This window comes from Variovorax glacialis (genome assembly GCF_051216375.1).
In the GTDB taxonomy this organism is placed as follows: domain Bacteria; phylum Pseudomonadota; class Gammaproteobacteria; order Burkholderiales; family Burkholderiaceae_C; genus Variovorax.
Genome location: NZ_JBPJZT010000001.1, coordinates 472,572 through 497,433 on the forward strand (window position 1 = coordinate 472,572; position 24,862 = coordinate 497,433).

Consider the following 24,862-nt stretch of genomic DNA (forward strand, 5'->3'; position numbering starts at 1 on the left):
TTCATCGGTTGCGAGCCGGTGCGCGCGTTTCCCGTTCCGACATAATTACTTACATTTGCAATGTCGCCCCATTCCCATGTATCGCCTTTCAGCCTTTCTCATTTCGCTGCTCTGTCTGCCCCACGCTGCACTGGCCGATGCCGTGTCGGTGTCTGGAACGGGGGCAACCTTCCCGGCGCAGGTGTACGCAGAGTGGGCACAACAGTATTCGCATGAAACGGGCGTTGCCGTCACCTACGTGCCTAGCGGATCCTCGGCCGGCGTGAAGCAGATCGTCTCGCGCTCGGTGGATTTTGGTGCGACCGATGTCCCGATGAGCGCGCCCGATCTCGAAAAGAACCAACTCTTCCAATTCCCCACGCTGGTGGGCGGCGTGGTGCCAGTCTTGAATTTGCCCGGGGTGACGTCGGGCTCGTTGCGGCTCAGTGCAGACCTCCTCGCGGCAATCTTTGCGGGTGAAATCCCGCGCTGGAACGACAAGGCGATTGCTGCGCTGAATCCAGGGATCTCGCTCCCAGACATCCGAATCTCGCGCGTCGTGCGCTCTGATGGATCGGGCACGACGGAGGTGTTCGTGCGCTACCTCAAACAGGCGGCGCCGTCGGCTGCCGCGTCCATCGAAAGCCAGGGGAATCTTGCCAAGTGGCCAGGTGCGACGATCGCGGTGGACGGATCGGGCAAGGTCGCGCAGACCGTCAAATCGACCGCGGGGGCCATCGGCTACATCTCGTCGGACTTTGTCTTCCGCGAACGCCTGGTCGCGGCGAGCCTCCGCAACAAGCGCGGCGAATGGGTCGCGCCGACGATCGAAGGGTTCGCCGCCGCGAGCCGGGCCGGGGCGCTGTTCAAGACGAGTCTCGAGGCCGCACCATTGCTCGACCTCGATGGTGCCGGTGTCTGGCCCATCGTGACGGCGACCTACGTCGTCGTCCCGCGCGCACCTGCTTCCGTAGAGCGCGCTGGCCGCACACTCAACTTTTTCTATCGCTCTTTCCTGCTGGGCGACAAGGCCGTCGCCGGAACCGGGTTTGCGCCGCTGCCGATACTGACTCAAGCAAGAATCGTCGGCCTGTTGACGAACTTCCGCGCAGCCGACGGTCGGATGGTGCCTGTGCTTGGCAGGACGGATTCCGGTGCGTCCGTGGCGACGCGATAGGACTCCCGTCTGGCGCGGCGCCTGGGCCTACGCCGTTGCGTAGTCCCAGACATCCGCCGGCAGCTTGTCCTTGAGCGACGCATACATGGCGTCGCGGAACAGCTTCACCGCCGGATACGGCCGCATGGAAATCGTGCGCTCCACGATCAGCCCCTGCGCGTTGTCCACGATGACCTCCAGACTCTCGAGCTTGCGGCCCTCGATGGTCCCCTCCCAGCGCAAGAAAGTGGTTCGCTCATCGACCTTGAACTCGGCGGTGTAGCTGCCGCTGCCACGCGTAGAGCTCGACTGGGCAAAGATCGCCGAGACAGGTTCCCGCCCTTCGATCGACCTGGCCAGGATCGGGCTGTTGAACACGACGTTTTCGGCAAGCAGCGTGGCCACTTGTGCGGCTGTAGAACTGCCGGCTTCGCGGAGTTTGCGGAGTGGATGCATGGTGGTTCCTCGGACTGGTAGTGGGTTGGGTCTTGCAGACGACGAACTCACTGTAGGTGGCGCCCCCGGAACGAAAAAGCCGCTTCGCCTCAATTCGGCTTTCACGTTTTTGGAATAGCCGGTCGCACACCATCGTCTTCGCTTCGCGAATCGAGTCGTCATTGTTCCTCTCCGACCAAAAGTCAATTTCAGAGCGCCCTCTGGATAGCTGAACTGGCCCAGCCTAAAGTGACCTTGACGATTCCAAGGCAACCACGAAACCACCAAGGAGACGGCAATGAGACTATGGAAATTCATCGAAGCGCATCACGGAGACTTCGGAGCCGCGCTCTTCATCCTCCCGTGTCTGCTGGCGACTTTTTCGATGGCCGGTATCGCTTTTGGCGCTGCGTTGCTGTTCGGCTAGCCGATCGCCCCGACAGGGCACGAAACCCAGAGGAAATACATGACTGATCACGTCACCGTCGAATCCGCTCAAGGCATCCTGACCATCACTCTGGCGCGGCCCGAGAAGATGAATGCAATCACCAACGCGATGTACGGAGCCATGGCCGATGCCATTGCGGGTGCCGAAGACGACCCTTCCGTCCGAGTCATATTGATTCGAGGCGAAGGCGCCATGTTCACTGCCGGAAACGATCTGGGCGAATTCGCCGCAGCGGCAACCGGCGAGGCGGGCGAGGAAGAGCGCCCCGTCGTCCGTTTCCTTCACGCCCTGGCCGGCGCTGCGCTGCCGTTGGTGGCCGCGGTCAACGGAAGAGCCGTGGGCATCGGGACGACCATGCTGCTCCACTGCGATTTCGTACTGCTCGCGGAGGATGCGCTGTTGTCCACGCCCTTTGTCAACCTAGCCCTTGTGCCGGAGGCTGCGTCGAGCCTGCTCCTTCCGGCGCGCATCGGGCACGTTCGCGCTTTCCAGATGTTTGCGTTGGGGAAGCCGATTTCCGCCGAGCAAGCATTGGCCTGGGGCATTGCGAATCAAGTCGTACCCACAGGGTCACTTCATGACGAGGCCCGACAAGTTGCAACGGCTCTCGCCAGGCAGGCTTCGGGATCACTGAGGGCGACGAAGAATCTGATGCGCCATGCAAGACAAGAGACCGCAGCGCAGATGGACCTCGAGACCGCTCAGTTCACCAAGCGCCTCCAGAGCCCCGAAGCGCGCGAAGCGTTCGCCGCATTTGCGCAGAAGCGGCCACCCGATTTCTCGAAGATCGCAGGGTAGCGTTACGGCTTCGCCTTCACCGTCGTCGACCAGACCGTGGCAAGGCCTGATCGGATAATTCCTTCAATACTCGGCGTCCGGCCGTAGCCGCTGAAGCCCGGCAGGCCGACTCGCAGGGCCTCGCGGCCCGGCTGAACGCGGCTGGCAGCGAGAGGCGACCGCGGCGTCGTCCTTGGCCACGGTGTGCGAGTCTGCGAGCGGTCAGGGTCGCAGACTTCGTAGCGCCTCCAGGACCTGGTTTGCGATCTCGTCCACGTGGCAGCAATCGACTGGTTCAGCGCCCGTCCCCAGGGCCACCAGGACGAAGGTTGCGACGCAAGCGAAGCCGAAGGTCAGCGCGAAAGCCGCAATCGAGAACGCTTCGAAGCTGGGGCGCTCGTCCATGCGCTGTGCGTAGGCTGCGAGCGGTGTGTTCACGATCGATTCCGTCCAGTGCCGAGATCGATTCACCGCCGTCAAGCCCGGACGAAGGCCAGCAAGTCCGCATTGATGACCTCCGCCTGCGTCGTCGGCATGCCATGCGGGAAGCCCTTGTAGGTCTTGAGCGTGCCGTTCTTCAGCAGATTGGCAGACAGCGGCCCCGAGTCCCCATAGGGAACGATCTGGTCATCGTCGCCATGCATCACCAGCACAGGCAGGCCAATCTTCTTCAGGTCGTCGGTAAAGTCGGTCTGCGAGAACGCAACGATGCCGTCATAGTGCGCCTTGGCACTGCCCATCATCCCTTGACGCCACCAGTTCTGGATGATGCCCTCCTGAGCTTTCACGCCCGGCCGATTGAAGCCGTAGAACGGACCCGCCGGGAGATCGCGGAAGAACTGCGCCCGGTTCGTGGCCGTCTGCAGCTGCAGGCCATCGAACACGTCCTTCGGCAGACCACCTGGATTCGACGGGGACTTGACCATGAGCGGCGGCACCGCTGCGATGAGGCAGGCCTTCGAGGCCCGCTTCTCGCCGTGGCGCGCCAGATAACGTACGACCTCGCCGCCGCCGGTGGAATGGCCCACGTGGATGGCGCCCTTGAGGTCGAGGTGCATCACGACAGCGGCGAGGTCGTCGGCGTAGTGGTCCATGTCGTGCCCGCTCCAGACTTGCGCCGAGCGGCCATGCCCGCGACGGTCGTGCGCAACGACGCGATAGCCCTTGGAGAGGAAGAACATCATCTGCGCGTCCCAGTCGTCGGAGCTCAGGGGCCATCCGTGCGAGAAGACGATGGGAGTCGCATTGGCGGGGCCCCAGTCCTTGTAGAAGATCTGGACACCGTCCTTGGTGGTGACATAGCTCATGGGTGGGTTTCCTTGCGGGGTTTCTGCGCTGGTGCGCGCGGAGGATGCAGCAGAAGCTGCGAAGGGCAAAGCCGCTGACGCTGCTGCGCCCGCGCCCATCACCAGCAACTGTCGTCGTGTGATCTCAGCCAGGATGTGCGTCGACGTGGACTCGGGGTTCATGAGGTCAAGACCTTTCGTGGGTAGTGCGGCAGCAGTGACGGACGTAGTCAATGTAGGTCTTCACGGCCTTCGCTTCGTCTCCCATTGGGAGGGCGCCTGCGTCCTCCGGTCGTAGTGCCCCAGGCTTCGGGCCCAGCATCTCCCGAACGAAGGGACGCCCGAGTCCCACGGGACGGCGCGCTCAGTGTCGAGGCACGATGCCGCGCCGGGTGGCCTCGGCAAGCGCCTCGGTCCTGTTGCGCACACCCAGCTTGTCGAGCACCGACCTCACGTGCCCCTTGACCGTGCTGAGCTCCAATGACAGGTCGCGCGCGATCTCCTTGTTGGGCTTGCCCGCGCCAACCATGCGCAGGATCTGCGACTCCCGGGGCGACAGTGCCGCCCGCGTCGTGATCTGCACGTACTGCGCGGCGATGTCCGGCGCGATGGACATCCCGCCCTCGGCCACGCGCAGGATCGCGCGGCCCACTTCTTCCGCCGCGGCGTCCTTGAGCAGGTAGCCCTTGGCCCCGGCGCGCAGCGCGTGCCCGATGTCCTGCTCGGTGCTGTAGGTGGTCATGATCAGGATGCGCGCGGTGCGGTCGAACGCCATCACACGCCGCACGACTTCCAGGCCATCGAGTTGCGGCATCCGCAGGTCGAGCAGCAGCACGTTCGGCCGCAGCGCGACGTAGGCGTCCACTGCGCTCTGTCCGTCACCGCACTCCGCGACGACGGCAATGGGCCCCCAGTGTTCGAGCAGCGTCCGAACGCCGTGACGGAAGATCGCGTGATCGTCAGCCAGGATCACACGCACCGGATCGTGGGTTCGTTCGTTCATACCGGGTCCCTCAAGGGCAGGAGGACGTCGATGCGCGTTCCTCGCGGCGAACACGCCTCGACTGCGAAGTTGCCGCCGCAGCCTTCCGCGCGCTCGCGCATCGCACGGAGCCCGCCGCGCTCGCGGGCACCCTGGATCAGGTCCCTGGCAACGCCGTCACCGTCATCCTCGACGCGCACCCGCAGCCAGCCACCGTCACGTTCCAGCTGCACGGTCACGAGTCCGGCTTCGGCATGCTTGAGCGCGTTCTGCGTCGCCTCCTGGACGATGCGGAAGGCGCAGTCCTCCACCGCTGGCAAGAGCTCGGGCGCATCGGCGCGGTTGACCAGGACGAACCGGGTGCGTCTGGCCATCGACAGGCTGCCGACCAGCCGCTCCAGGGCGGGCACGAGGCCTTCGCTTTCCACGAAGATCGAGCGAAGCGCGAACACCGAGCGGCGCGCCTCCTCCAGTCCCCCGGCAGCCAGGGACTCGATCTCCTCGAGCGACTGCAGCAGGCGCTGCTTGTGCTGTCGGCCACCGAGCCGCGCGACGCGCGCCTGCACGACGACGGCGAGAAAGGCCTGCGCCAGACCGTCGTGGATCTCGCCGGCCATGCGCGAGCGTTCCGCCTCGATGGCCGACCGGCTCGCGGCTTCGCTGGCGCTGTCGCCCAGGTGCCGCATCCTGATCGCCACAGCCGCCTGCTGGGCAAGCACGCGCACAGCGTGCAGCCGCGCCTGCGAGGGCCTGCCCTGCGGGCCGAAGATCAGCGGGAGATGCCCGAAGGTCGTGCCGCCGAGCCGGATCGGCACCAGCAGCGCCTCCCGGTAGCGCCGGCGCTCGTACCAGCCCCGCATCGCCACCGGAGATCGGCGCTCGTCGAGCAGTTGCCAGTGAAAGTCGCCGGCCTTCTTGCTGGCCTCCCAGACTTCACTCACGAAGCCGGACAGCGGAATGACCCGGTCGGCCGACGGGACGGGAACGAGGGCTCCGCGCTGTATGCGCTTCAGCAGACCGGCGACCTCGAGCTGCGTCTCATCGGCCGACCGCATGGCGAGCCATCCTGCCGAGGCGCCGCCGATCTCGACGGCATGCCGGACGATCGTTTCCAGGAAGCGGTCGACGCCTTCGGATTCGAGCCGGTCGCTCGATGCGCGCAACGCATCGTGGACCAACTCGAAGCTGGTTGCTGGATTGCGGTCGAGTCCGATGTGCTTCATCTGCCTGCGCTCCGCCATAAGTGGGGACGAAGGGCAGTCTAGGCGCGGACTTCCCGCGGCGCGAGAGGCAAAGCTGCAGAACGCTTTTTCAGGCCTGCCAACAATGCTCCGACGCGCGGCTACAGCAAACCCTTCCTGTGTGCCACCACGATCGCCTCGGTACGGTTGCGTGCATACAGCTTCCCGTAGACCCGCTTGAGGTGCGTCTTCACCGTACCCTCGCCAATGCCGAGCGCCTCGGCAACGGACCGATTGCTTCTTCCGAGAGCGATGCCCTCGAGCACTTCGGTTTCACGGGGCGTCAGTGGGTTTGCCGTGTCCCGATTCGACAGACGGCTCGCCATGCGACCGAATTCCCGCGCGTCTCCGGACCGTATCGAGTGGATGCAGGCGACGATCTCCGACATGGCGGCGTCCTTGACGAGATAGCCACGCGCCCCGGCGCCGAACGCGCGTTCGACATCGCCTGCGCGGGCCAGAGTCGTGAGCATGATGACGGCGGCCTGCGGATGCTGTTCTTGGATCCTTCGCAGCGCTTCGACGCCATCCAGAACAGGCATCCGGATGTCGAACAATCCGACGTCGGGTCGGGTCTCCTGCCACAACGCGATCGCTTCGTGCCCGTCAGATGCTTCTCCCACAACGGCGAGCTCGGCCTGCGATGACAGCAACGCGCGCAACCCTGTGCGAATGATCGAATGGTCATCGGCGAGCAGGATTCGGGTTGGAACGTTCATGGCAGGCAAAGATAGTCAAACGCACCCTGCACGCCAACCGTTCTCAGGAGGAGGCGCTGGCAGGCCTTAAGAAGGGGGCCGTCGACGGGCCGCCAAGGATTCCGACAACATCCCGCGCTCACCGGCCCTGAGAGATCGCCTCGCGTTGGTGGGCTCAATCATCAGACGGTGTTGGTGCAAAGGGACGACCTGCGCGCTCCAGAGCGGCCAGCCGCCCCTTCCAGCCGCCCGTGCGGTTTGCGACCGAGACCTCGTACACGCCGCGGCGCGCGGCCAGCACCGGGTCGTCGGACGGCTCGATACCGTCGGTCAGCCGGGTCGGATCGTGCATCATCACCGGATCGCCGATCTCTTCGACGGTCGTCGTGCGAACGATCTGGAGCTGTCCGATGCGTACGCGGGCGCGATCCTCGGGCCACAGTGCATTCGGGTCGTTCGTGGGGTCACCCGCACCGGCAAGCTGCAGAACAAGATTGAAGGTCACCGGCGCCTTGCGCAGCCGCGCCTCGAGTTCCTCGAAGAGATAGGACGGCGGTTGCCTTTGTAGGTCGTCCAACGACTGACCAGCCACGCCAGCATCGGGCTCCCAGTGATAGCGCGCGTATTGCGCCTCGCCCGCTGCGTTGACGAAGCGGAAGGCGTGAAGCATGTGAAACGCTGTCTGGGCAAGGCTGACGGATGCCGGCAGGCCTTTGGCGAGCCGCACCGCACGCGCGACCCATGGTCGGGCGGCCAGGAACGGTCCGACCCGGTTGGGATCGGGCTCGCCGGTTTCGGGGTCCGGTTGCACGGCCTCGAGAAACTCGAGGGTTTCCTCGGGCGTCCGCGCAAAGAACAGCGGGATCGGCAGGGAGACCAGATCCGTCGTCGTGCCATCGGCAAGATAGAACCGTACCGCCATGGAGGCCGTGGTGGCGGGCCCCCAGGGATTCCCCGAGCGGCTGTTCGAATAGCGCACTGTCACGGGCACGGAATCACCCTGCAGGTGTACGGCTCGGCTGAGTTCTCCCGCCTCAGGCGTCGCCTTGAACATGCCTGCGTAGTAGCGACCCGAGGCGTGTACATCCCGATAGCCGGGATGAAACCCCTGAAAGTCCCGGTGGATCATTCCCACCAGCTTCGCGGCCAGGTGGTACTGGCCGTGGTTTTCGTAGTGATCCATGGTTCGCCCCTTGCTCGATTCGATTGGGACTGCCTAGCTGGCAGCCGAGTCCAGCAGGGCATCGAAGGCCTTCTTGGCCTTCAACGCCTTCCACACCTCCCGAACGGGCGCCTCCGGATACGCGCTGTAGAAGCCCGCTGCGGTGATTTGCACGCTCATGGCCCAGTCCTTGAAGCGCGGGCTGTGGATGCCCGGATAGTCGACGCATTCATGAAAGAGCAGGTCGATTTCGTCCGGAATGATGGTGCCGAAATCGTCCATGTAAGAGTCCCAACTCCCGTCAAAGGTCGAGGCGAAGAAAACCCGGGTGTCATTGTCAAAGATGACGAAGCGCAGGTCGTGTACCGTACCGATGCGATCCGTGTTCTTCTGGCGCTCGCCCGTGAATCCATCGGCGAAGAGCTTGCGCATCCGTTCCGCGCCACCTGGCTTGAGCTTGCTGATCATCGTGAACTCTTGCGCTTGTCCGGCCGTTGCGCCGGGCCGAGCTGGGGATACTGTCGTTGTGTGAGTCATGGTTGCTCCGTTAGGGGTGAAAAATTCGGGCCTATCCGTTGGTTGCCATTGAGTCTTGAAGAGATGGCGCTTCGGCATGCAGGCCGGCCAACCACTTCAAGGCACGCAGGCCAGGCATGAAGCAGTATTCGCCTCCGCGGACGGCAACGAACTGCGGCAGTCCTTGAAGGCGGCGGCGGACGGGACGTTTGGGGATGGTGAAAGTTCCTGGACCTCCGCCATTGCCCACTATCGGGTCCTGCTCCCCTGCGTGCCCGATGAAGTTGCCGTCGGTCATCCATTGCGACTGAACGAACTCGAACTGCCGCTTCAGGTGTGCGCCGATCAACAGGAAAACCCCGCCGCGATCCGCGCCGTCATCCTCCAGGACGCCTTCCGGCAGTGCAGGACCGTAGTTCGTGCCTCGTCGCAGAAAGTGATGCAGATTCACAGCGGCGACCTCGTCCTTCAGAGCATCGCGAGGATTCACTCGCCGAATGTGCGAACTGAAGGGACACTTCAATCCCTGCATGTCATCCGCATAGCCGAAGACGTCATTGCGCTGCGCATCTGCGCCCAGCACGGCATCGTCACGCTCGGGGGCGAGAACCAGCGGTGCACCGCTACGCCATCTGCCGACCATCTTCGCGGCGATCAACTCCTGTTCTTCGGCCGACGCTGCGTTCTCAATCAGGTACTATCGAAAGTCGGCGACTCGCGTGTGGAACTTGCGGAAGGCCAGAAAAGTACCGTTGCGTCGCAAGACTTCAGGCTCGGGGACTGTCGCGGTCTCACCCAGTTCGTCCGGATAGCCCAGGATGAACTCCCCTGCCTTGAGCGAAGCTCCATAGCCTGGATGTGCACGGGCGCCGCTGCCTTCGACATGAGGGTTGTGCAGTCCATCCTTGAATCCAAACGGATTGCGTCCGTCGGGTAGCTCGCTGAACTTCAAGCGGTAGACGACCGAAACTGCAGGCAGGTCGCGATGGCTCTGTCTCGCCAATTCAAGCACGCGCTCCAGGTCTTCATCGTCTTTCGAATAGATCGCCAGCGCCACGTGCATGTCGGACGTGCCGAACGGATACTCCCAGTTGACTGGCGCATTGCCGCCGACGTCATTTAGAACTGCCGCTCGGGCCGCCATCCCTTCCCGGAATTCCTGAGGGAAGCTGTCCAGCGATGCCTGGGGAACTCCCAGTGCCCTCAAGCCTTGGTAGGTGAAGGCAATGCCAAGCCAGCCAGGGAGCGTTGCTACCCACCAGTCATTTGCCGGCGCCACATGGGGAATGATGCGGCGAAGCATTTCACGACCTTGCGCCGCATCGTCGATGCGAAGGATCACATACTCTCCCCTGTAGGGAGAGGGACGCGGACGCAGGACCGTCGCCTGGATGTCGCTCATTTCAAGCGTGATCCCATCGCTTGTCGCCAAAGTTGCTTCAACTTGCGTTTCCATTTCGCCTGCCTTCTCCATTTCGCCTGGTTGCCTTCGCTCGTGCCCGCGAGCGTTCATTCCGATGTCTCGACGGCCGACGTGATGCGCCATCCGCCTGCCGTCAGAGTCACGAGATAGATCACGCCGAACCGTGCCATCAGCACGCCTGCGCCATCGCGGCGCAACCACAGCGCATCGACCAGTGCCGCCCGGGAATTGAGGACGCTGATCTGACATCTGTCGAGCGTGGAACCCGCGAAGCCCGCGTGACGCAGCCGATCGATCTCGCCACCCATGCCCTCCGAGCCCGTGATCGCGGCGCTGTCGTTCATGACCATGTGGAATGTCGACCCAATGAATCTGAGCGGCGCGCCATAGAACTCGAGCAGCGCGTCCACGTCCGTGCGCTTCCCAAGGGCCAGGTCCACGAAGGTGGCACCGTAGCGTTCGAAGAATTCGCGAATCTGGGAAGTCATCCGCGCTTCGCCGGGCACGGGGATCGCCAATTCAGCCTTCATGACATCTGCTCCGAAGCTTCGGGAATGCAGACCGCTCTGCCGCGCAGCTTTCCGTTGGCAAGATCGCGGTAGGCGTCCGCTACGCGACTGAGCGGATAGCGATCCACGATCGTCTGGATTCTTCCAATGCGGGCCAGATCAATGACCTCGCGCAGGTTCAGCGTGCCGCCATTGAGACTCGTGGTGAGTTGAGCACCCCACGGCACTTCGTGCAGTCCGAACGGTACGGTCTTCAGGCCCGCGCCGACGAGTGTCAACCGACCCAGTCTTGCCATCGCGGCAACTCCAGTCTTGAGCGTACTTTCGGCACCCACGCAATCGAGAATGAAATTCGCACCGGCACCCGAAGTGATATCCCGTATCTGGTCCGCCGTGCTTGCGTCACTGCAAAGCGCCGCGTCTGCGCCATGTTCCCTGGCCAGTTCCAGATGCGCCAGGTCGTTGTCGACCGCGATGACTCGTGCACCGGAGAGCGTCCGCAGGAATTGAACAGCGAGGGATCCAAGGCCGCCGATGCCGATCACCACAGCGGTGGAACCGGGGACGAGCGCTGGGAGGGCCGGCTTGATCGCGGTATAGGTGGTGAGGCCGGCATCGGTCAGTGGTGCGGCGAGAACGGGGTCGAAGTCACCGATGGGAACCACGAAGCGCGCTTCGACCAGGACGTACTCGGCGAGTCCACCATCGAATCCCACGCCGGCGCCGATCAGGCGCGAGATGTAGTAACAGAAGTTCTCTTCGCCGCGCCGGCATGCAGGACAGTGTCCGCAACTTCCCCATAGGGGTACGAGGGCAACCGGCTCTCCACGCTTGAACCCGACGACGCCCTGGCCGATCTGCGCGACCCAGCCAGCGATCTCGTGACCCAACGTCAAGGGAGGCGGCGTGTCGGACCATTCCGCCCTGGTGCGTTTCATCAAACCCAAGTCGGTATGACAGAGCCCACAGCCTCCAACCTTGACGAGCAGCTGGCCCGGTCCGGGCACTGGCCTTGGCACGTCCTGGAGGAGTGGCGGCTCCTGAGCATGGACCAATCGATAGGCAATCATCTTTTCATCCTCAATGCTGGTTGTCTTCCGCTCGCGTCGTGGCGATCTCCAACTCTGGTCGTCATACCGCTGCGGGAACAAGAACTTTCATGGGTGATGCGACTGTGTTGGTGTCGCCACTGTCGCTGCTTGCGGTCTTGAGTTCGTCTCCCGATGGAAGGGTCGGCGGCCCCTTCAGGGGTCTCGACGTGCTCGGTTCAATGCTGCAGGTAAGACATTCCCCTCATGCCAAGCGGAGCGGACGACCCCTCCCGTCAGCAGACGGATGAAAGTCCGCGAGCAGCGACAGTGGTGCAAGACGCGTCTCCCGAATGGCTCGTGAGTGCCCTGGACCAACGGGAGACGACCCCGGGGGCCGCTACCAGCGACAGTAACGACACCGACGCCGTGCACTTCGATCCGCGTCCAGGTCGAATGGCGCCAGCGCGGCCCCATCAACCAGCGCGTTGAGCGTTGAATAACGAGGCGAGGTATGAGACGGCAGATGACCTTGTACGCAGACGACCGTTCCCTCCTCCGCGCTGCGATTGCGTTCGCCCTGTACAGCGGCCGCGCGCACTGGACTTTGCTCTCGATGCAGGAGGGCGCCGTGCAGTTCAATGCGCTGAGCAAACGGACACTGGACTATCTGTTTGCGCTCGCCTTGCTGGGGCGAGACTATGGCTGTCCTGCCGTGGTGGCGTCCCGCCGGCGAGGATGAACATGCGAGAGTCCGATGTCGACGATCACCGGGCGCCCGGCCCATCGAGAACGTGGGACGACCACTGGCTGGTCGGAGTGTTGCTCGCCATCGGATTGCTGTGGATGGGCATTTCGCTGGCCAAGGTACCCGGGCACCGAGAGAACAGGCGACTCGGCAGCGAGATCGCCGCGCCATCGGCTGCAACTGCCCAACTCCACTCAGGCGCTTCCTCACGGCCCATAGAAAACGGCAAAGCAGTTGCGTTCGAATTGCCGGGCGATGTCCGCGGCGTCGGCGCCCTTGTAGGTCGCTTCCGGGTTGAAGCGACGGCGCAACCTGTAACCCGCGAGGTTGGCGAGGTCCGCGTCGGGGAATGGAATCGCTGCGGGCGACAGACCGGCGGGCACGGCCACGAACTTTCTGGGGTTTGTGATGCTTCGATAGATGTCGACATCCAAGGGAAGGCCGCTGTCCTCTGCGGAAGAAGCGGCCGCTACGGCGTCAGGCCTTGACCGGGTGCGACGGAGCCGGACATCCGGAAGTTCAAGATGTTCCCACGCGTTCGCATCGCTGGGGACAGGTATGTCAATGCGTGCTGCGTCGGTCATTGCATCTCCCGATTGAAGATCGATGCGCTCAATGTTGACACCGCCGCGACGAGAACCAAGGCAGTCTCCGTCAATGCGGTTTTGATCGGAGCGCAACAGTGCGTGTGCGTTCATGTCCGGGCTCCGCCCTGACGGCACACGGGCCGACTGCAAGAGTTGAGTCAGCGGCGCCGGAGGTCCTCGTGCTGCTCGAAGAGCGCAACGACCCAGTCGATGAAGACACGCACCTTGGCGCTCAGGTATCGGTTGGGTGCATAGATGAGGTGAACGGGAATGTCCGGTGTGCCCCACTCACCGAGCACGGGGACCAGGTGGCCGCTTCGCACTGCTGCATGGGCGACGAACGTGGGTGCCTGGATGATTCCAAGACCCGCGAGTCCCGCAGCGAGGTAGGCGTTGGTGTCGTTGACCACGAGACGGTGCGACAGTTGGAGTTCCACCTCCTTTGCGGCATTCTTGAATCGGAACGGCAAGGCCCGACTCGCGCGGGCCGAGTTCAAGCCGAGCGTCGGGCGCTCCCGGAGATCTTCCGGTCTCGCGGGAATGCCGTGCTGCGCGAGGAACGCCGGTGTGGCGCAGGTCGTGTAGTGAAACTCGCCGATGCGTCGGGCGACGAGCATCTGCTCCGTGACCTCGCCCATGCGAATGGCGCAATCTATCCCCTCGGCGATCAGGTCCGCCCGTCGGTTGCTCGCACCGAGTTCGATCTCCACGTCCGGGAAGTCCCGATAGAACTGAGGCAGCCTGGGAATTATCACCATTGAACCGACGGCTGCGGCAGTCTCCACGCGGACGCGGCCTGAGGGCTTGGCGAGGGACTGGCTCGCACTGGCCTCGATGTCGGCAAGGTCCGCCAGGAGGCGGACCACGCGCTCGTAGTAGTTGGCGCCTTCTGGCGTGACGGTCACCGAGCGCGTGGTCCTGTGGAGCAGGCGCACTTTCAGGTCCTGCTCCAGGCCCTGGATCAGGCGGGTGACGGTAGCGTTGGGCACGTCGAGCGAGTCCGCGGCCTTCGTGAAGGTACCCGCCTCGACCACGCGGACGAAGGCGTTCATCGCAGCAATTCGATCCATGATCCGCTCCTCTTGTCACCTCGCCCCCGCGTGATCAGTCTCGTTGGAGCACGCGTGTCTTCCATTCCGTGCTGCGCCCTGAAGCCAGGCGACCGGAGCCCCAGCCGGCAATGTATCCATGACGATTATTTGATCGTATGGAATCGATTGCCTAGCATTCTCGTCGCCCATGGCTCTCGACGAGAAACAACGATGAGCGTGGCGCGGAAATGCAAAAGCAGCCTCAGCCGTTGTTGCAACCGTCGCAAAAGCGTTCTGCACGGCGCGGGCTAACTCAACCCGACGCATCGATCTAACCTTCGAGCCAGCCCGGTCCCGTCGGCCTGGCACCCACGAACCACCCTCGCCATGAGCGCTTTCAACACCCGCGGCCTCGTCTACGCGACCAACTGCACCCTCGCGGCGCTGCTGGCCCTGTACGTCGCTCTCAGCGCCGGCCTGCCCAACCCCGGTTGGGCATCGCTGACGGTGTTCATCGTGAGCCAACCCTTGGGCGCGGCGTCCGGCTCCGTCGTGTCGCGCGCGCTGTATCGCTCCGCAGGCACGGTGATGGGCATCATCGCCTCGATGCTGATCCTGCCGGCGCTGGTCCACACGCCCGGATTGATGGTCGCAGGCGTTGCCGCATGGGTGGCGCTGTGCATCTACGCCTCTCTGCTGGACCGCAGCCCGCGCAGCTACGCGTTTCTGCTGGCGGGCTACACCGTCGCGCTGGTGGGGCTGCCGCTGATCAGCGACGTCTCGCAGCTCTTCGACACGGGCGTCGCGCGCATCGAGGAAATCGTCATCGGGGCGTCCAGCGCGGCGCTGGTGCACAGCCTCCTGTTTCCCCGTGCGCTCAAGTCCCAGATGGAGGCCAGGCTGGGCGCGAGCCTGAAGGATGCACGCGCCTGGATGAGTGCGGCGCTCTCGCTCCAGGGATCGACGCCTGAAGAACAGGCCGCACGCCGGCGGATGGCAGCCGACCTGACGGAGGTGCACCAGCTTGCCAAGGGTCAACGCTTCGATGCGAATGCCGGCGCGGCGGACCCTCGCATCGTCTCGGCGCTCGAAGCGCGCCTGGTCGCGTTGCTGCCCTTGATGTCTGCCGTCGAGGACCGGCTCGGCGCCATGTCCGGGGCCCTGCCGCCGGCCGTGGCGCATTACGTGGCACAGGTCCGGGAATGGATCGCGCACGCCACGCAAGCCGACCCGGAGCGCGTCGACCAACTGGTCGCAGCCGGGAGGCAGGCGCTGCCGGCACCCGGCACTCTGCCTGCGTGGACCGAGATGTTGGCGACGAGCGCCGTCGAGCGTCTGGCGGAACTCGCGGAAGCCTGGAACGACTGCCTTCATCTCATGCCTTTCGTTCGCGACCCGCAGCGCACCCTGGATGGGCGGGCACGCCAACTCGCCGACGCGCAGCGCCCGCGGCGGCTTCACGTGGACCATGGGCTGGCGGCCTACGCCGGCTTGGCGGCCGGCGTGGCCGTGGGCATCGCAGGGGCAGTGGCGATAACGATCGGGTGGGCGCAGGGCGCGACGATGATCGGCCTTGCGGCCGCCGGCTCTTCCGTCTTCGCCTTCATCGACGATCCCCGTCCGATGCAGAAGCTGATGGTCGTGTGGTCGCTGATCGCCGCGCCCGTCGCCGCGCTCTACGTGTTCGCGATCCTCCCGGCGGTCGACGGCTTCGGCGCATTCGCGCTCGTCCTGTCTCCGCTCTACTTCGGCACGGCGCTGTACCTCGCCACGCCGCAACACTGGCTGCGTGCCCTGGGGTTCGCGCTGATCTCGCAGACGCTGCTCGCACTGCAGCCCTCGCTGCGCGCCGACTTCGATACCTTCATGAACGTCACCATCGGGGCCGTGGCCGGGAGCGCCATCGCGTTCCTGGTGACCTCGCTCATGCGCGTCGTGGGTCCCGAGACGAGCGCGTCACGCATCCTGCGCGCAGGCTGGCGCGATCTCTCGGCGCTGGCCGCGGGACGTATGCCGCCGGGCGCGGATGCACTGGCCAGTCGGATGCTCGACCGGGTCGGCCTCCTGATCCCGCGCCTTGCGCGCGTGGGCGGGGTCGCGGGACTTGCCCATGTGGATGCACTCAACGATCTGCGGCTCGGCGTCAACACGGCAACGTTGCGCGAGCTCGCGTGCGGTCCCGAAGGCGGCCCCGTCGCGCCGGCAGTCGATGCGCTCATGAAGCACCTCTCGGCATATTTCGGCGTCCAGGCGCGCAAGGGGCAAGTGAAGCCGTCGAGCGCGCTGCTCGCTGCGCTGGACAACACCATCCGGCAAGTCCTCGCCCTTCGCGGCGGGGCGCTGCGCCTCAAGGGCCTGGCTGCGGCGACGGGCCTTCGTCGAGGCTTGTTTCCCGACGCGCCGGCCTTTGAAGACAAGGAGCGTGTGACGTGCTAGCCGAAATCAGTCTCTTTGGAGTTCTCGTCAACGTGGGCCTGGTGTCCGCCTTGCTGGCCGCTGTGCTGCTGTTCCCGCTGCGCAAGGCCTTGATGTTCATCGGCGCCTATCGCCTGGTCTGGCATCCGGCGCTCGTCGACCTCGCGCTGTTCACGCTGCTGTGGGGCGGGGTGGCCCTCGCCGCCAGCGCCCTGGACGTTCGGCTGCTCGCTCTTCTGGGATGAGGCTGTCATGACCCCCTTGATACGAACCATCGGCCGCGTCGTCCTGACGCTGGCCATCGTCGCCGCCGCCATCGTCGTCGGCCGTCTCGGCTGGGACCACTACCGCGAGTCGCCCTGGACACGCGACGGCCGCGTGCGCGCCGACGTGATCCAGATCGCACCCGACGTGTCCGGGCTGGTCGAACAGGTCGTCGCGCACGACAACCAGTCGGTCAAGCGCGGTGACGTGCTGTTCGTCATCGATCGCGCGCGCTACCGGCTGGCGGTCGAACAGGCCGAAGCCACTGTGCAGGGCTTGCGCGTGCAGATCGAGCAGGCCCGGCGCGAGAACCGTCGCAACGCCACGCTCGGCGACCTGGTGCCGGCCGAGGGGCGCGAGCAAAGCGCCACCAAGGTGGACCAGTTCCGCGCCAGCCTGCAGCAGGCCTCGTCGCTGCTCGACACCGCGCGGCTGAACCTGGCGCGCACCGAGGTCAAGGCGCCGGTCGACGGCTGGGTGACCAACCTCGACCTGCGGCCGGGCGCATACGCGTCCGCGGGCCGGCCGGTCCTCGCGCTGGTGGACCGGGACTCGCTGCACGTGCAGGGCTACTTCGAGGAAACCAAGCTCGGACGCATCCATGTCGGCGCGCCGGTGCGCGTGCGCATGGTTGGCGAAACGCAATGGCTCGACGGCCATGTCGACAGCATCGCGGCCGGCATCGAGGACCGCGAGCGAACTGGGAGCACCAACTTGCTCGCCAACGTGAACCCGACCTTCAACTGGGTGCGGCTCGCGCAGCGCATTCCGGTGCGCGTGCATCTGGACCGGGTGCCATCGGACACGCGGCTGATCATGGGACGTACCGCGACCGTCGAGGTGATCGAGGGGCCGCGCGGCGACCCCGCCATGGCCCTTGCACAGGGAGGAAGATGATGAAGCGGCTTCTGATGCTCCTGGTCACTGCGCTCCTGACAGCCTGTGCCGCCGTGGGGCCGAACTACGAACGCCCGGCCGACGCGGTGGCCAGCAGCCAGGTCGCGAACGGGCCATTCCTCGGCGCAGGCAACCCCGTCTTCGATCCCGAGCCCGTCCCGCAGGACTGGTGGCGCCTCTACGAAAGCCCCACGCTGGAGGCCCTGGTGCACGAAGCCCTGGCCGCCAACACCGATCTGCGCGCTGCGGCCGGCAACATCGAGCGCGCCCTCGCCGGCCTGGACTACGCCGACGCCGCACGGAACCCGACCACGAACCTGCTGGCCACGACCACCTACGGGCGCCGTTCGGCAGAGGAAGAGCTCAGGCCCGGCAAGGCGCTCTCCAACAACGCGGTCTATGGCCTCGGCGCCAGCGTGTCCTACCAGCTCGACCTGTTCGGGCAGATCGCACGAACCATCGAATCCGCCCAGGCCGATACCGGCGCAGCACGTGCCGCCTACGACGCGACCCGTGTGACGGTCGTGGCCGAGACCACGCGTGCTTTTCTCGACGTCTGCTCCTTCGGTCGCGAGATCGTCGTGGCGGAGCGCTCGGTCGCGCTGCAGGAGAAGAGCACGGAGCTGACCCGGACGCTGTTCCAGGGCGGCCGCGGCAATACGCTCGACGTCACGCGCGCATCGGCCCAGACGGACCAGGTGCGCGCGATCCTGCCGGTGCTGAACGCCCAAAAGCGTGTCGCGCTCTACCGGCTCGCCGTGCTGACCGGCCATGCGCCCGAGGACTTCCCGCGCGCGGTCCAGTCCTGCGAACAGGAGCCGCAGCTGACGCACCCGATTCCCGTCGGCGACGGCGCCAGCCTCCTGCGTCGTCGGCCCGACATCCGTCGCAGCGAGTTCGAACTGCATTCGGCCACCGCCCGCATCGGCGTCGCCACGGCCGACCTCTACCCGAAGGTCACGCTCGGCGCGTCGATCGGCTCGGTCGGGCTTAACAGGAACTTCCTCGATTCCGACACCCTGAAGTTCTCCCTGGGCCCGCTGATCAGCTGGCAGTTTCCTGACCGGTCGCGCATCCAGGCGCGCATTCGCGGGGCCGATGCCGAGCAGCAGATCGCCTTCGCCCGATTCGATGGCGCCGTGCTGAATGCGCTGAAGGAGGTCGAGAGCGCGCTGGAGACCTATTCCCGCGACCTGGAGCGGCGCGCGTTGCTCGAGGCGGCCCGCCAGAAGGCCAGTCGCGCGGCCGACGAAACGCAGCAGCTGTTCGCGCTCGGCAGGCAAGGCTACCTGCCCGTGCTGGATGCGACACGCACGCTGACTGTCGTCGAGCAGTCCGTGGCCGCGGCAGACAGCAAGCTCGCCTCCGACCAGGTCAATGTGTTCCTCGCGCTCGGGGGCGGATGGGAGGAGAAGCAATGAAGCACATCTGCATCCTTGTCTTCCCCGGCTTCCAGATCCTGGACCTGGCGGCCATCGCCGCCTTCGAACTTGCGAACGGGACGCTCGAGCAGCCCTTCTACAAGGTCGAGGTGCTTTCGGCGGAAGGTGGCATGGTCGAAAGTTCGTCGGGGGTGCGCGTCGCATCGAAGCGCCTCAACTCGACCCAGTTCGACACGCTCGTGATGACAGGATCGCTGACGATCGGACCGACGCCTGAAAGGCTGTGCCGCTACCTCCGGTCCCGCCAGCGCACCGCACGCCGCATCGCGAGCATCTGCACTGGCGCTTTCGGCCTGGCCGACGCCGGCCTGCTCGACGGGCGCTCGGCCACCACCCATTGGGCGTTCGCGAACGAGCTGCAGAAGCGCCATCCGCAGGTCAAGCTCCAGCCCGATCGCATCTTCATCCGTGATGGGCTGGTATGGACCTCGGCCGGCATGACCGCCGGCATCGACCTGATGCTCGCGCTCGTGGAAGACGACCTCGGCGTCGAGACGGCCCGCATGGTGGCGAAGAAGATGGTCGTGTACCACCGGCGCGCGGGCGGACAGTCGCAGTTCTCGGCACTGCTGGAGCTGGAGCCGAAGTCCGATCGCATCCAGCAGACGCTGGCGCATGCACGCGCGAACCTGCGCGCCCCGCTGTCCGTCGAAGACCTCGCCGAAGTCGCCCATCTGAGTCCGCGTCAGTTCACCCGGGCATTCAAGTCGGAGACCGGGCAATCGCCTGCGCATGCGATCGAGAACCTGCGCGTGGAAGCCGCCCGCGAGATGATCCATGCAGGCAACCTGGCGCTGGGTGTCATTGCGGACGAGGCAGGCTTCGGCGATCCCGAGCGGATGCGCCGCGCCTTCCTTCGATCTCTCGGCCACCCGCCGCAAAGCATGCGCAGGATGGCCAGGCAAAGCGCTGTTGCGCAAGCCTCCAACCTGACATTGCCGTCCGTCATGCACATGGCATGAAAGCTTGGTCAAACGATTCCCCTCAACACACACGCCAGCAGCGAAAGGAAATGCCATGACTCTCAAGCACAGCCCAGGTACCGCCCTCATCACCGGCGCGTCGTCCGGCATCGGCGCGGTCTACGCCGACCGCCTGGCCCGGCGCGGCTTCAATCTGATCCTCGTTGCACGCAACGCCGAACGGCTGCGCGCCCTTGCCAGTCGCATTGTCCAGTCGACCGGACGCCGCATCGAGACCCTCGCGGCCGATCTCTCGGCCCCGCAAGACCTCGAGCGGGTCGAGGCAACACTTCGCACCCGCGACGACATCACGATGCTGGTGAACAACGCCGGCGTCGGCGCGACCGCGCCTCTGCTGTCCTCCGACGTCAGGAATATGGAGGAGATGATCACGCTGAACGTCGTTGCGCTCACACGCCTCGCCTATGCGGCCGCGCCGTCTTTCGTGCGCCGCGGCGCCGGCACGATCATCAACATCGCGTCCATCGTCGCGATCGCTCCCGAGAGACTCAACGGCGTCTACGGCGGCAGCAAGGCCTACGTGCTCGCGTTCAGCCAGTCCTTGCAGCACGAGCTGTCCGACCAGGGCGTGCGCGTGCAGGCCGTCCTGCCCGGTGCGACGGCGACGGACTTCTGGAGCATCGCCGGCCGGCCGATCGAGCATCTGCCGCGGGAGATCGTCATGACGGCCGACGACATGGTCGACGCGGCCTTGGCGGGGTTGGATCAGGGCGAGGAAGTCACGATTCCGGCCTTGCACGACGAGGCGGAGTGGGACGCCTACGAAGCCGCTCGCCGTGCCATGTCGGGCAGGCTTTCAAGCGCCGTCGCAGCGCCGCGCTACGGCGTCAGTCCTGTGCGCGCGGCGGCAGTCGAGTCTCTCTGAGCTTTTCTCAGAATGTCAGACGCCCCATCCCTACCCAGGCGTTCATTCCTGGGCGCCACGGCCATGGGCCTTGTTGCCTCCCAGTTCACCCCCGGCACGGCCTTCGCTCAAGCCGCGAATTCATCGAACGCACGCGAGGCCTCGCCGGCCAGGCGTCTGCAGCCGTTGAAGAGGATCCACGCTGGCGTGCTCGACATGGAGTACGTCGAGCTGGGACCGGCCGACGGAGCGCCGGTGGTTCTTCTGCACGGCTGGCCTTATGACATTCACACCTATGTCGATGTGGCTCCGCTGCTCGCCGGCGCCGGTCGCCGGGTGATCGTTCCGCACCTGCGCGGGTACGGCGGGACCCGGTTTCTTTCCGACAAGACGCCCCGCAATGGCCAGCAGAGTGTCCTTGCTGTCGACAGCATTGCGCTGATGGACGCGCTCGGCATCGAGAAGGCCACGGTTGCGGGATGTGACTGGGGGGCACGAACGGCCTGCATCATGGCCGCTCTGTGGCCGAATCGCGTCAATGCGCTGGTCTCCGTCAGCGGCTATCTGATCGGCAGCCAGCAAGTCGGCAAGACGCCCCTGCCGCCACAGGCCGAAGCGCAATGGTGGTACGAGAAGAACCGCAAGGAGTTCGCGAGGCTGATCTGGCAGACCGCTTCGCCGAAATGGGCCTTCGATGCCGCCACATTCGAACGCAGCGCGGCCGCGCTCGACAATCCGGATCATGTGAGCATCGTGATCGACAACTATCGCTGGCGGCTCGGGCTTTCAGAGGGCGAGGCGAAGTATCGCGACCTCGAGGCGCGACTGGCGCAGGCCCCGCTGATCGGCGTACCGACCATTACCCTGGAGGGCGACGCCAACGGTGCGCCCCATCCCGAACCGAGCGCCTATGCCGGCAAGTTCTCGGGCTCCTACGCGCACCGGCTCGTGAGCGGCGGCATCGGTCACAACCTGCCGCAGGAGGCACCGGAAGCCTTCGCGGCCGCCGTCGTCGATGTGACGCGTCTTTGAAATTCATCGTCCAAACAAGGAACAAGCAATGAACAAGCTCCTGGCAGAAGCCGTGAAAGCCCATGGCGGCCTCGAACGTTGGCACAGTTTCAACAGCGTGCAGGCCACGATCGTCAGTGGCGGGCAACTGTTCATCCGAAAGGGCATGCCGCAGGACCCCACACCGCGGGAAATGACGGTCTCGCTGCACACGCAGCAGGCCTCCCTCGCGCCCTTCGGCGCGCCTGACCAGCGCACGAGCTTCACGGCCGATCACGTCGCCATCGAGAAGCTCGACGGTACCGTGGTCGCCGAGCGCAGCGATCCGCGAGCGTCCTTTGCCGGACACGTGCTGACCACACCGTGGGATCCGCTGCAGCGCGCCTACTTCAACGGCTACGCGCTGTGGATCTATCTCACCTCGCCGTTCGCCCTGACGATGCCGGGATTCGTCATCGAAGACATCGAGCCCTGGCAGGAAGGCAAGGAGACATGGCGCGGATTGCGAGCAACCTTTCCGGACGGAATCGCCAGCCACAGCACGAGGCAGGAGTTCTATTTCGGGGACGACGGCCTGCTGCGGCGACATGACTACCGGGTCGACGTGGCGGGCGGCTTCGCTGCGGCGCAATACGTGGACGAGGTGCAGGCGTTCGACGGCCTGAAGTTTCCCACCCGGCGGCGGGCGTACATGATGGGCGAACGGGGTCGACCGGTGCTCGATGCCGAGATGGTGTTCATCCATCTCAGCAATATCCGCCTCAGCTGATCCGCCAGGGCGCCGGCCAAGGCGCCAGCCACCGGGATTCCACTCAAGCGCGCAGCGACTTGAAGCTCGCGCGCAGTTCCGCCGCAAAGACCTCGGGCTGCTCCCACGCTGCGAAGTGCCCGCCCTTGTCGGGCCTCCCGTAATGGACGAGCTTGGGATAGGCCCGCTCCGTCCAGCTGCGCGGTGCCGTGTAGATCTCGTCGGGAAAGGCGCTCACCGCGACCGGCAGGGCGACCCCCTTGGGCGCGAAGAAGGCCAGCTTGCTTTCCCAATAGAGACGAGCCGAGGAGACACCCGTCTTCGTGAGCCAGTAGAGCGTGATGTTGTCGAGAATGTCGTTTCGCGTCAGGCCTTCGGACTTGCCCGCGAAGACGCGCGAGATGAGCGCGTAGCTGCGCGCGTCGTGGTCGAGCATCCAGGCGGCGAGCCCGATGGGCGAGTCCTCGACGCCGTAGAGCGTCTGGGGACGCTTGCTCATCTCCAGCGCGTAGGACAGGCCGTTCTTGTAGAAGAAGTCGAGCTGGTCGTACGCGTACTTCTCTTCCGCCGAGAGCCCGGCCGGTGGCGCACCACCTGCCTGCAGCGCCTTCGCGATGTCGTCAGGGATCGTGGCAGGCATGTTGGTGTGAATGCCGACCAGGCCCGGAGGCGTCTGCAGCGCCATCTGCTCCGTGACCGCATTGCCCCAGTCGCCGCCTTGCGCGACATAGTGCGAGTAGCCCAGGCGCTTCATCAGCACCGCCCAGGCACGGGCGATGCGGATCGGGTCCCAGCCCAGCGAAGTGGGCTTGCCTGAGAAGCCATGACCCGGCAGCGAGGGAATCACGACGTCGAAAGCGTCCGATGCGGCGCCGCCGTGGGCTGTGGGGTTGGTGAGCGGATCGATGATCTTCATCTGCTCGACGACCGAACCCGGCCAGCCGTGCGTGACGATCACGGGCAGCGCGTTCGGATGCCTCGAGCGAACGTGGATGAAGTGGATGTCCACGCCGTCGATCGTCGTCACGAATTGCGGCAACGCATTCAGCCTGGTCTCGAACTTGCGCCAGTCATAGTCGGACTGCCAGGTGCGTGCCAGTTCACGCATCGTTGCGAGTTGCACGCCCTGCGACGCATCGGTGACGAGTTCGCGCGAAGGCCATCGGGTCGCGGCGATCCGCCGGCGCAGGTCCGTCAACTCGGCCTGGGGCACGTGGAGCGCGAAGGGGCGGATTCGGACGTCGTCGCCCGGCGAGTCCGCGACGACATCGTCGCTGCGGGCATCGCCAAGGGCGAACACCGGCGGGCTGGCAAGAAGCGCTGCGGCCGAGCCGGCCAGAAAGTGGCGTCGGGACAGCGGTGAGGGCTGCGGATTCTCGAGGGAGCTCATGTGGATGGCCTTTCAATCTGGATGAACTGGGGAGCCGACGCGGCGCTCATTCGGCGGCGGCTTCTTCGATCAGCGCGGCGACCTCGTCGGCGTGAGAGGCCAGCACGGCGTGCGACGCGCCCTGAACAACAACGGTGTGCTTCGAGCCCGCGCGTTGCGCCATGAACGCAAGCAGCGGCGGCGCGATAGCCTTGTCAGCCGTGCCGTAGATGAACCTGGAGGGCACTTCCTTCCACGCAGGGGCACCCGCCTTCTCGGTGAACGCCGCCTCGGCGACCGGCCTTTGCGTGGCCGCGAGGAGATCTGCGACGATTTCGGGAACGTCGCCCGCAATCTGCTCGCGGTACCTGGCTTGCTGGACGTAGAGGTCCTTGCCTCCGCCGGGCAAGCTCACCGGCACCAGTGCCGAGCCCAAGGTACTGCCAGGAAACCGCGCGCCGAGCGCACCGAGCGCCTCCCCGCTTTCCGGAGCGAATGCGGCCACGAACACGAGGCCCTTGACGTTGGGCTTGCCCTCGGCGGCATTCGAGATCACCGCGCCACCGTACGAGTGGCCCACCATCACCACGGGGCCGGGGATGGTGTCGACCAGATTCGACACATAGGCCGAATCACTGTTCAGTCCGCGCAAGGGATTGGCCACCGCGACCACGGGGTAGCCTTTCGCAAGAAGCCGTTCGATGACGGATTCCCAACTGAGGGACTCGGCAAAGGCGCCGTGGACGAGGACGATGGTTGGCTTCGCCGAGGGCGAAGCGGCTTGCGCTTGCGTTTGAAGCAAAGCGGCACAGACGACCAGAAGCGCGAGGAAGGCGTTCTGGAGGGTCCGGAGCGAAGTCTTGGTCGTGGTCATGACGTTCTT

The 24,862-nt window shown here is 65.2% G+C and carries 28 protein-coding genes; 12 read left to right on the plus strand and 16 right to left on the minus strand.

Annotation, left to right across the window (positions count from 1 at the left end):
* The first annotated feature begins 76 nt into the window (after nt 1-76).
* Nucleotides 77-1,156, plus strand: coding sequence for a phosphate ABC transporter substrate-binding protein PstS (gene pstS / locus ACSFBL_RS02370; RefSeq protein WP_435514132.1), 1,080 nt, complete (start codon nt 77-79; stop codon nt 1,154-1,156).
* A 27-nt stretch (nt 1,157-1,183) separates the two neighbouring features.
* Here pstS and ACSFBL_RS02375 read toward each other — a convergent pair whose 3' ends face one another.
* A complete protein-coding gene (locus ACSFBL_RS02375) occupies nt 1,184-1,591 on the minus strand; it encodes a hypothetical protein (RefSeq protein ID WP_435514133.1) in 408 nt (135 codons plus the stop codon).
* 277 nt (nt 1,592-1,868) lie between these two features.
* On the opposite strand from ACSFBL_RS02375, the gene ACSFBL_RS02380 reads away from it, so the two are divergent.
* Both ACSFBL_RS02380 and ACSFBL_RS02385 read left to right on the plus strand, forming a co-directional pair.
* Nucleotides 1,869-1,997, plus strand: a complete 129-nt coding sequence (locus ACSFBL_RS02380; RefSeq protein ID WP_435514134.1) for a hypothetical protein — start codon at nt 1,869-1,871, stop codon at nt 1,995-1,997.
* Between the two features lie 39 nt (nt 1,998-2,036).
* Nucleotides 2,037-2,816, plus strand: a complete 780-nt coding sequence (locus ACSFBL_RS02385; protein WP_435514135.1) for an enoyl-CoA hydratase — start codon at nt 2,037-2,039, stop codon at nt 2,814-2,816.
* A gap of 201 nt (nt 2,817-3,017) precedes the next feature.
* Here the strand turns inward: ACSFBL_RS02385 and ACSFBL_RS02390 are convergent, their stop codons facing one another.
* The 11 genes from ACSFBL_RS02390 to ACSFBL_RS02440 form a co-directional block, all read right to left on the minus strand.
* Complete coding sequence (locus ACSFBL_RS02390; protein ID WP_435514136.1) at nt 3,018-3,233, minus strand: hypothetical protein; 216 nt, start codon at nt 3,231-3,233, stop codon at nt 3,018-3,020.
* 38 nt (nt 3,234-3,271) lie between these two features.
* Nucleotides 3,272-4,102: an alpha/beta fold hydrolase gene (locus tag ACSFBL_RS02395; RefSeq protein ID WP_435514137.1), complete on the minus strand. Its 831-nt coding sequence runs from the start codon at nt 4,100-4,102 to the stop codon at nt 3,272-3,274.
* A gap of 343 nt (nt 4,103-4,445) precedes the next feature.
* Nucleotides 4,446-5,084: a response regulator gene (locus ACSFBL_RS02400; protein WP_435514138.1), complete on the minus strand. Its 639-nt coding sequence runs from the start codon at nt 5,082-5,084 to the stop codon at nt 4,446-4,448.
* Nucleotides 5,081-6,286: a GAF domain-containing sensor histidine kinase gene (locus ACSFBL_RS02405; protein WP_435514139.1), complete on the minus strand. Its 1,206-nt coding sequence runs from the start codon at nt 6,284-6,286 to the stop codon at nt 5,081-5,083. The genes ACSFBL_RS02400 and ACSFBL_RS02405 overlap by 4 nt, the downstream gene beginning before the upstream one ends.
* 119 nt (nt 6,287-6,405) lie before the next feature.
* Entirely contained in the window at nt 6,406-7,023 is a 618-nt protein-coding gene (locus ACSFBL_RS02410; protein WP_435514140.1) for a response regulator, read from the minus strand.
* 154 nt (nt 7,024-7,177) lie between these two features.
* Nucleotides 7,178-8,185 (minus strand): catalase family peroxidase, encoded by a 1,008-nt coding sequence (locus ACSFBL_RS02415; protein WP_435514141.1) that lies wholly within the window; start codon nt 8,183-8,185, stop codon nt 7,178-7,180.
* A 33-nt stretch (nt 8,186-8,218) separates the two neighbouring features.
* Complete coding sequence (locus tag ACSFBL_RS02420) at nt 8,219-8,779, minus strand: hypothetical protein (RefSeq protein WP_435514142.1); 561 nt, start codon at nt 8,777-8,779, stop codon at nt 8,219-8,221.
* Nucleotides 8,733-9,338: a Dyp-type peroxidase gene (locus ACSFBL_RS02425; protein WP_435514143.1), complete on the minus strand. Its 606-nt coding sequence runs from the start codon at nt 9,336-9,338 to the stop codon at nt 8,733-8,735. The genes ACSFBL_RS02420 and ACSFBL_RS02425 overlap by 47 nt, the downstream gene beginning before the upstream one ends.
* 39 nt (nt 9,339-9,377) lie before the next feature.
* Nucleotides 9,378-10,154 (minus strand): hypothetical protein, encoded by a 777-nt coding sequence (locus tag ACSFBL_RS02430; RefSeq protein WP_435514144.1) that lies wholly within the window; start codon nt 10,152-10,154, stop codon nt 9,378-9,380.
* Nucleotides 10,155-10,189: 35 nt separating this feature from the next.
* Nucleotides 10,190-10,633, minus strand: coding sequence for a DUF6841 family protein (locus ACSFBL_RS02435; RefSeq protein WP_435514145.1), 444 nt, complete (start codon nt 10,631-10,633; stop codon nt 10,190-10,192).
* Complete coding sequence (locus ACSFBL_RS02440) at nt 10,630-11,682, minus strand: NAD(P)-dependent alcohol dehydrogenase (protein WP_435514146.1); 1,053 nt, start codon at nt 11,680-11,682, stop codon at nt 10,630-10,632. Before ACSFBL_RS02440 ends, ACSFBL_RS02435 begins: the two co-directional genes overlap by 4 nt.
* Before the next feature lie 484 nt (nt 11,683-12,166).
* On the opposite strand from ACSFBL_RS02440, the gene ACSFBL_RS02445 reads away from it, so the two are divergent.
* Complete coding sequence (locus ACSFBL_RS02445; protein ID WP_435514147.1) at nt 12,167-12,382, plus strand: hypothetical protein; 216 nt, start codon at nt 12,167-12,169, stop codon at nt 12,380-12,382.
* A 212-nt stretch (nt 12,383-12,594) separates the two neighbouring features.
* On the opposite strand, the gene ACSFBL_RS02450 is transcribed toward ACSFBL_RS02445, so the two are convergent.
* Together ACSFBL_RS02450 and ACSFBL_RS02455 are read right to left on the minus strand one after the other, a co-directional pair.
* Nucleotides 12,595-13,086: a hypothetical protein gene (locus ACSFBL_RS02450; protein WP_435514148.1), complete on the minus strand. Its 492-nt coding sequence runs from the start codon at nt 13,084-13,086 to the stop codon at nt 12,595-12,597.
* A 47-nt stretch (nt 13,087-13,133) separates the two neighbouring features.
* Nucleotides 13,134-14,045 carry a LysR family transcriptional regulator gene (locus ACSFBL_RS02455; RefSeq protein ID WP_435514149.1) on the minus strand — a complete coding sequence of 304 codons (912 nt, stop codon included), beginning with the start codon at nt 14,043-14,045 and terminating at the stop codon, nt 13,134-13,136.
* Nucleotides 14,046-14,393: 348 nt separating this feature from the next.
* On the opposite strand from ACSFBL_RS02455, the gene ACSFBL_RS02460 reads away from it, so the two are divergent.
* Genes ACSFBL_RS02460 through ACSFBL_RS02495 form a run of 8 tightly spaced genes read left to right on the plus strand, consistent with a single transcriptional unit; the run spans nt 14,394 to nt 22,631 of the window.
* Nucleotides 14,394-16,442: an FUSC family protein gene (locus ACSFBL_RS02460; protein WP_435514150.1), complete on the plus strand. Its 2,049-nt coding sequence runs from the start codon at nt 14,394-14,396 to the stop codon at nt 16,440-16,442.
* A complete protein-coding gene (locus ACSFBL_RS02465) occupies nt 16,436-16,666 on the plus strand; it encodes a DUF1656 domain-containing protein (RefSeq protein ID WP_435514151.1) in 231 nt (76 codons plus the stop codon). Before ACSFBL_RS02460 ends, ACSFBL_RS02465 begins: the two co-directional genes overlap by 7 nt.
* Nucleotides 16,667-16,673: 7 nt before the next feature.
* On the plus strand, nt 16,674-17,582 hold the full coding sequence (locus tag ACSFBL_RS02470; protein WP_435514152.1) for an efflux RND transporter periplasmic adaptor subunit: 909 nt from the start codon (nt 16,674-16,676) through the stop codon (nt 17,580-17,582).
* A complete protein-coding gene (locus ACSFBL_RS02475; protein ID WP_435514153.1) occupies nt 17,582-19,003 on the plus strand; it encodes an efflux transporter outer membrane subunit in 1,422 nt (473 codons plus the stop codon). Before ACSFBL_RS02470 ends, ACSFBL_RS02475 begins: the two co-directional genes overlap by 1 nt.
* Complete coding sequence (locus ACSFBL_RS02480) at nt 19,000-19,986, plus strand: GlxA family transcriptional regulator (RefSeq protein WP_435514154.1); 987 nt, start codon at nt 19,000-19,002, stop codon at nt 19,984-19,986. Before ACSFBL_RS02475 ends, ACSFBL_RS02480 begins: the two co-directional genes overlap by 4 nt.
* A gap of 55 nt (nt 19,987-20,041) precedes the next feature.
* Nucleotides 20,042-20,872 carry an SDR family NAD(P)-dependent oxidoreductase gene (locus ACSFBL_RS02485; RefSeq protein WP_435514155.1) on the plus strand — a complete coding sequence of 277 codons (831 nt, stop codon included), beginning with the start codon at nt 20,042-20,044 and terminating at the stop codon, nt 20,870-20,872.
* Nucleotides 20,873-20,884: 12 nt separating this feature from the next.
* On the plus strand, nt 20,885-21,883 hold the full coding sequence (locus ACSFBL_RS02490) for an alpha/beta fold hydrolase (protein ID WP_435514156.1): 999 nt from the start codon (nt 20,885-20,887) through the stop codon (nt 21,881-21,883).
* Between the two features lie 28 nt (nt 21,884-21,911).
* Nucleotides 21,912-22,631, plus strand: coding sequence for a hypothetical protein (locus ACSFBL_RS02495; protein WP_435514157.1), 720 nt, complete (start codon nt 21,912-21,914; stop codon nt 22,629-22,631).
* A gap of 43 nt (nt 22,632-22,674) precedes the next feature.
* Here the strand turns inward: ACSFBL_RS02495 and ACSFBL_RS02500 are convergent, their stop codons facing one another.
* Together ACSFBL_RS02500 and ACSFBL_RS02505 are read right to left on the minus strand one after the other, a co-directional pair.
* Entirely contained in the window at nt 22,675-24,000 is a 1,326-nt protein-coding gene (locus tag ACSFBL_RS02500) for an epoxide hydrolase family protein (RefSeq protein WP_435514158.1), read from the minus strand.
* Between the two features lie 46 nt (nt 24,001-24,046).
* Nucleotides 24,047-24,853: an alpha/beta fold hydrolase gene (locus tag ACSFBL_RS02505; RefSeq protein WP_435514159.1), complete on the minus strand. Its 807-nt coding sequence runs from the start codon at nt 24,851-24,853 to the stop codon at nt 24,047-24,049.
* Nucleotides 24,854-24,862: the final 9 nt, after the last annotated feature.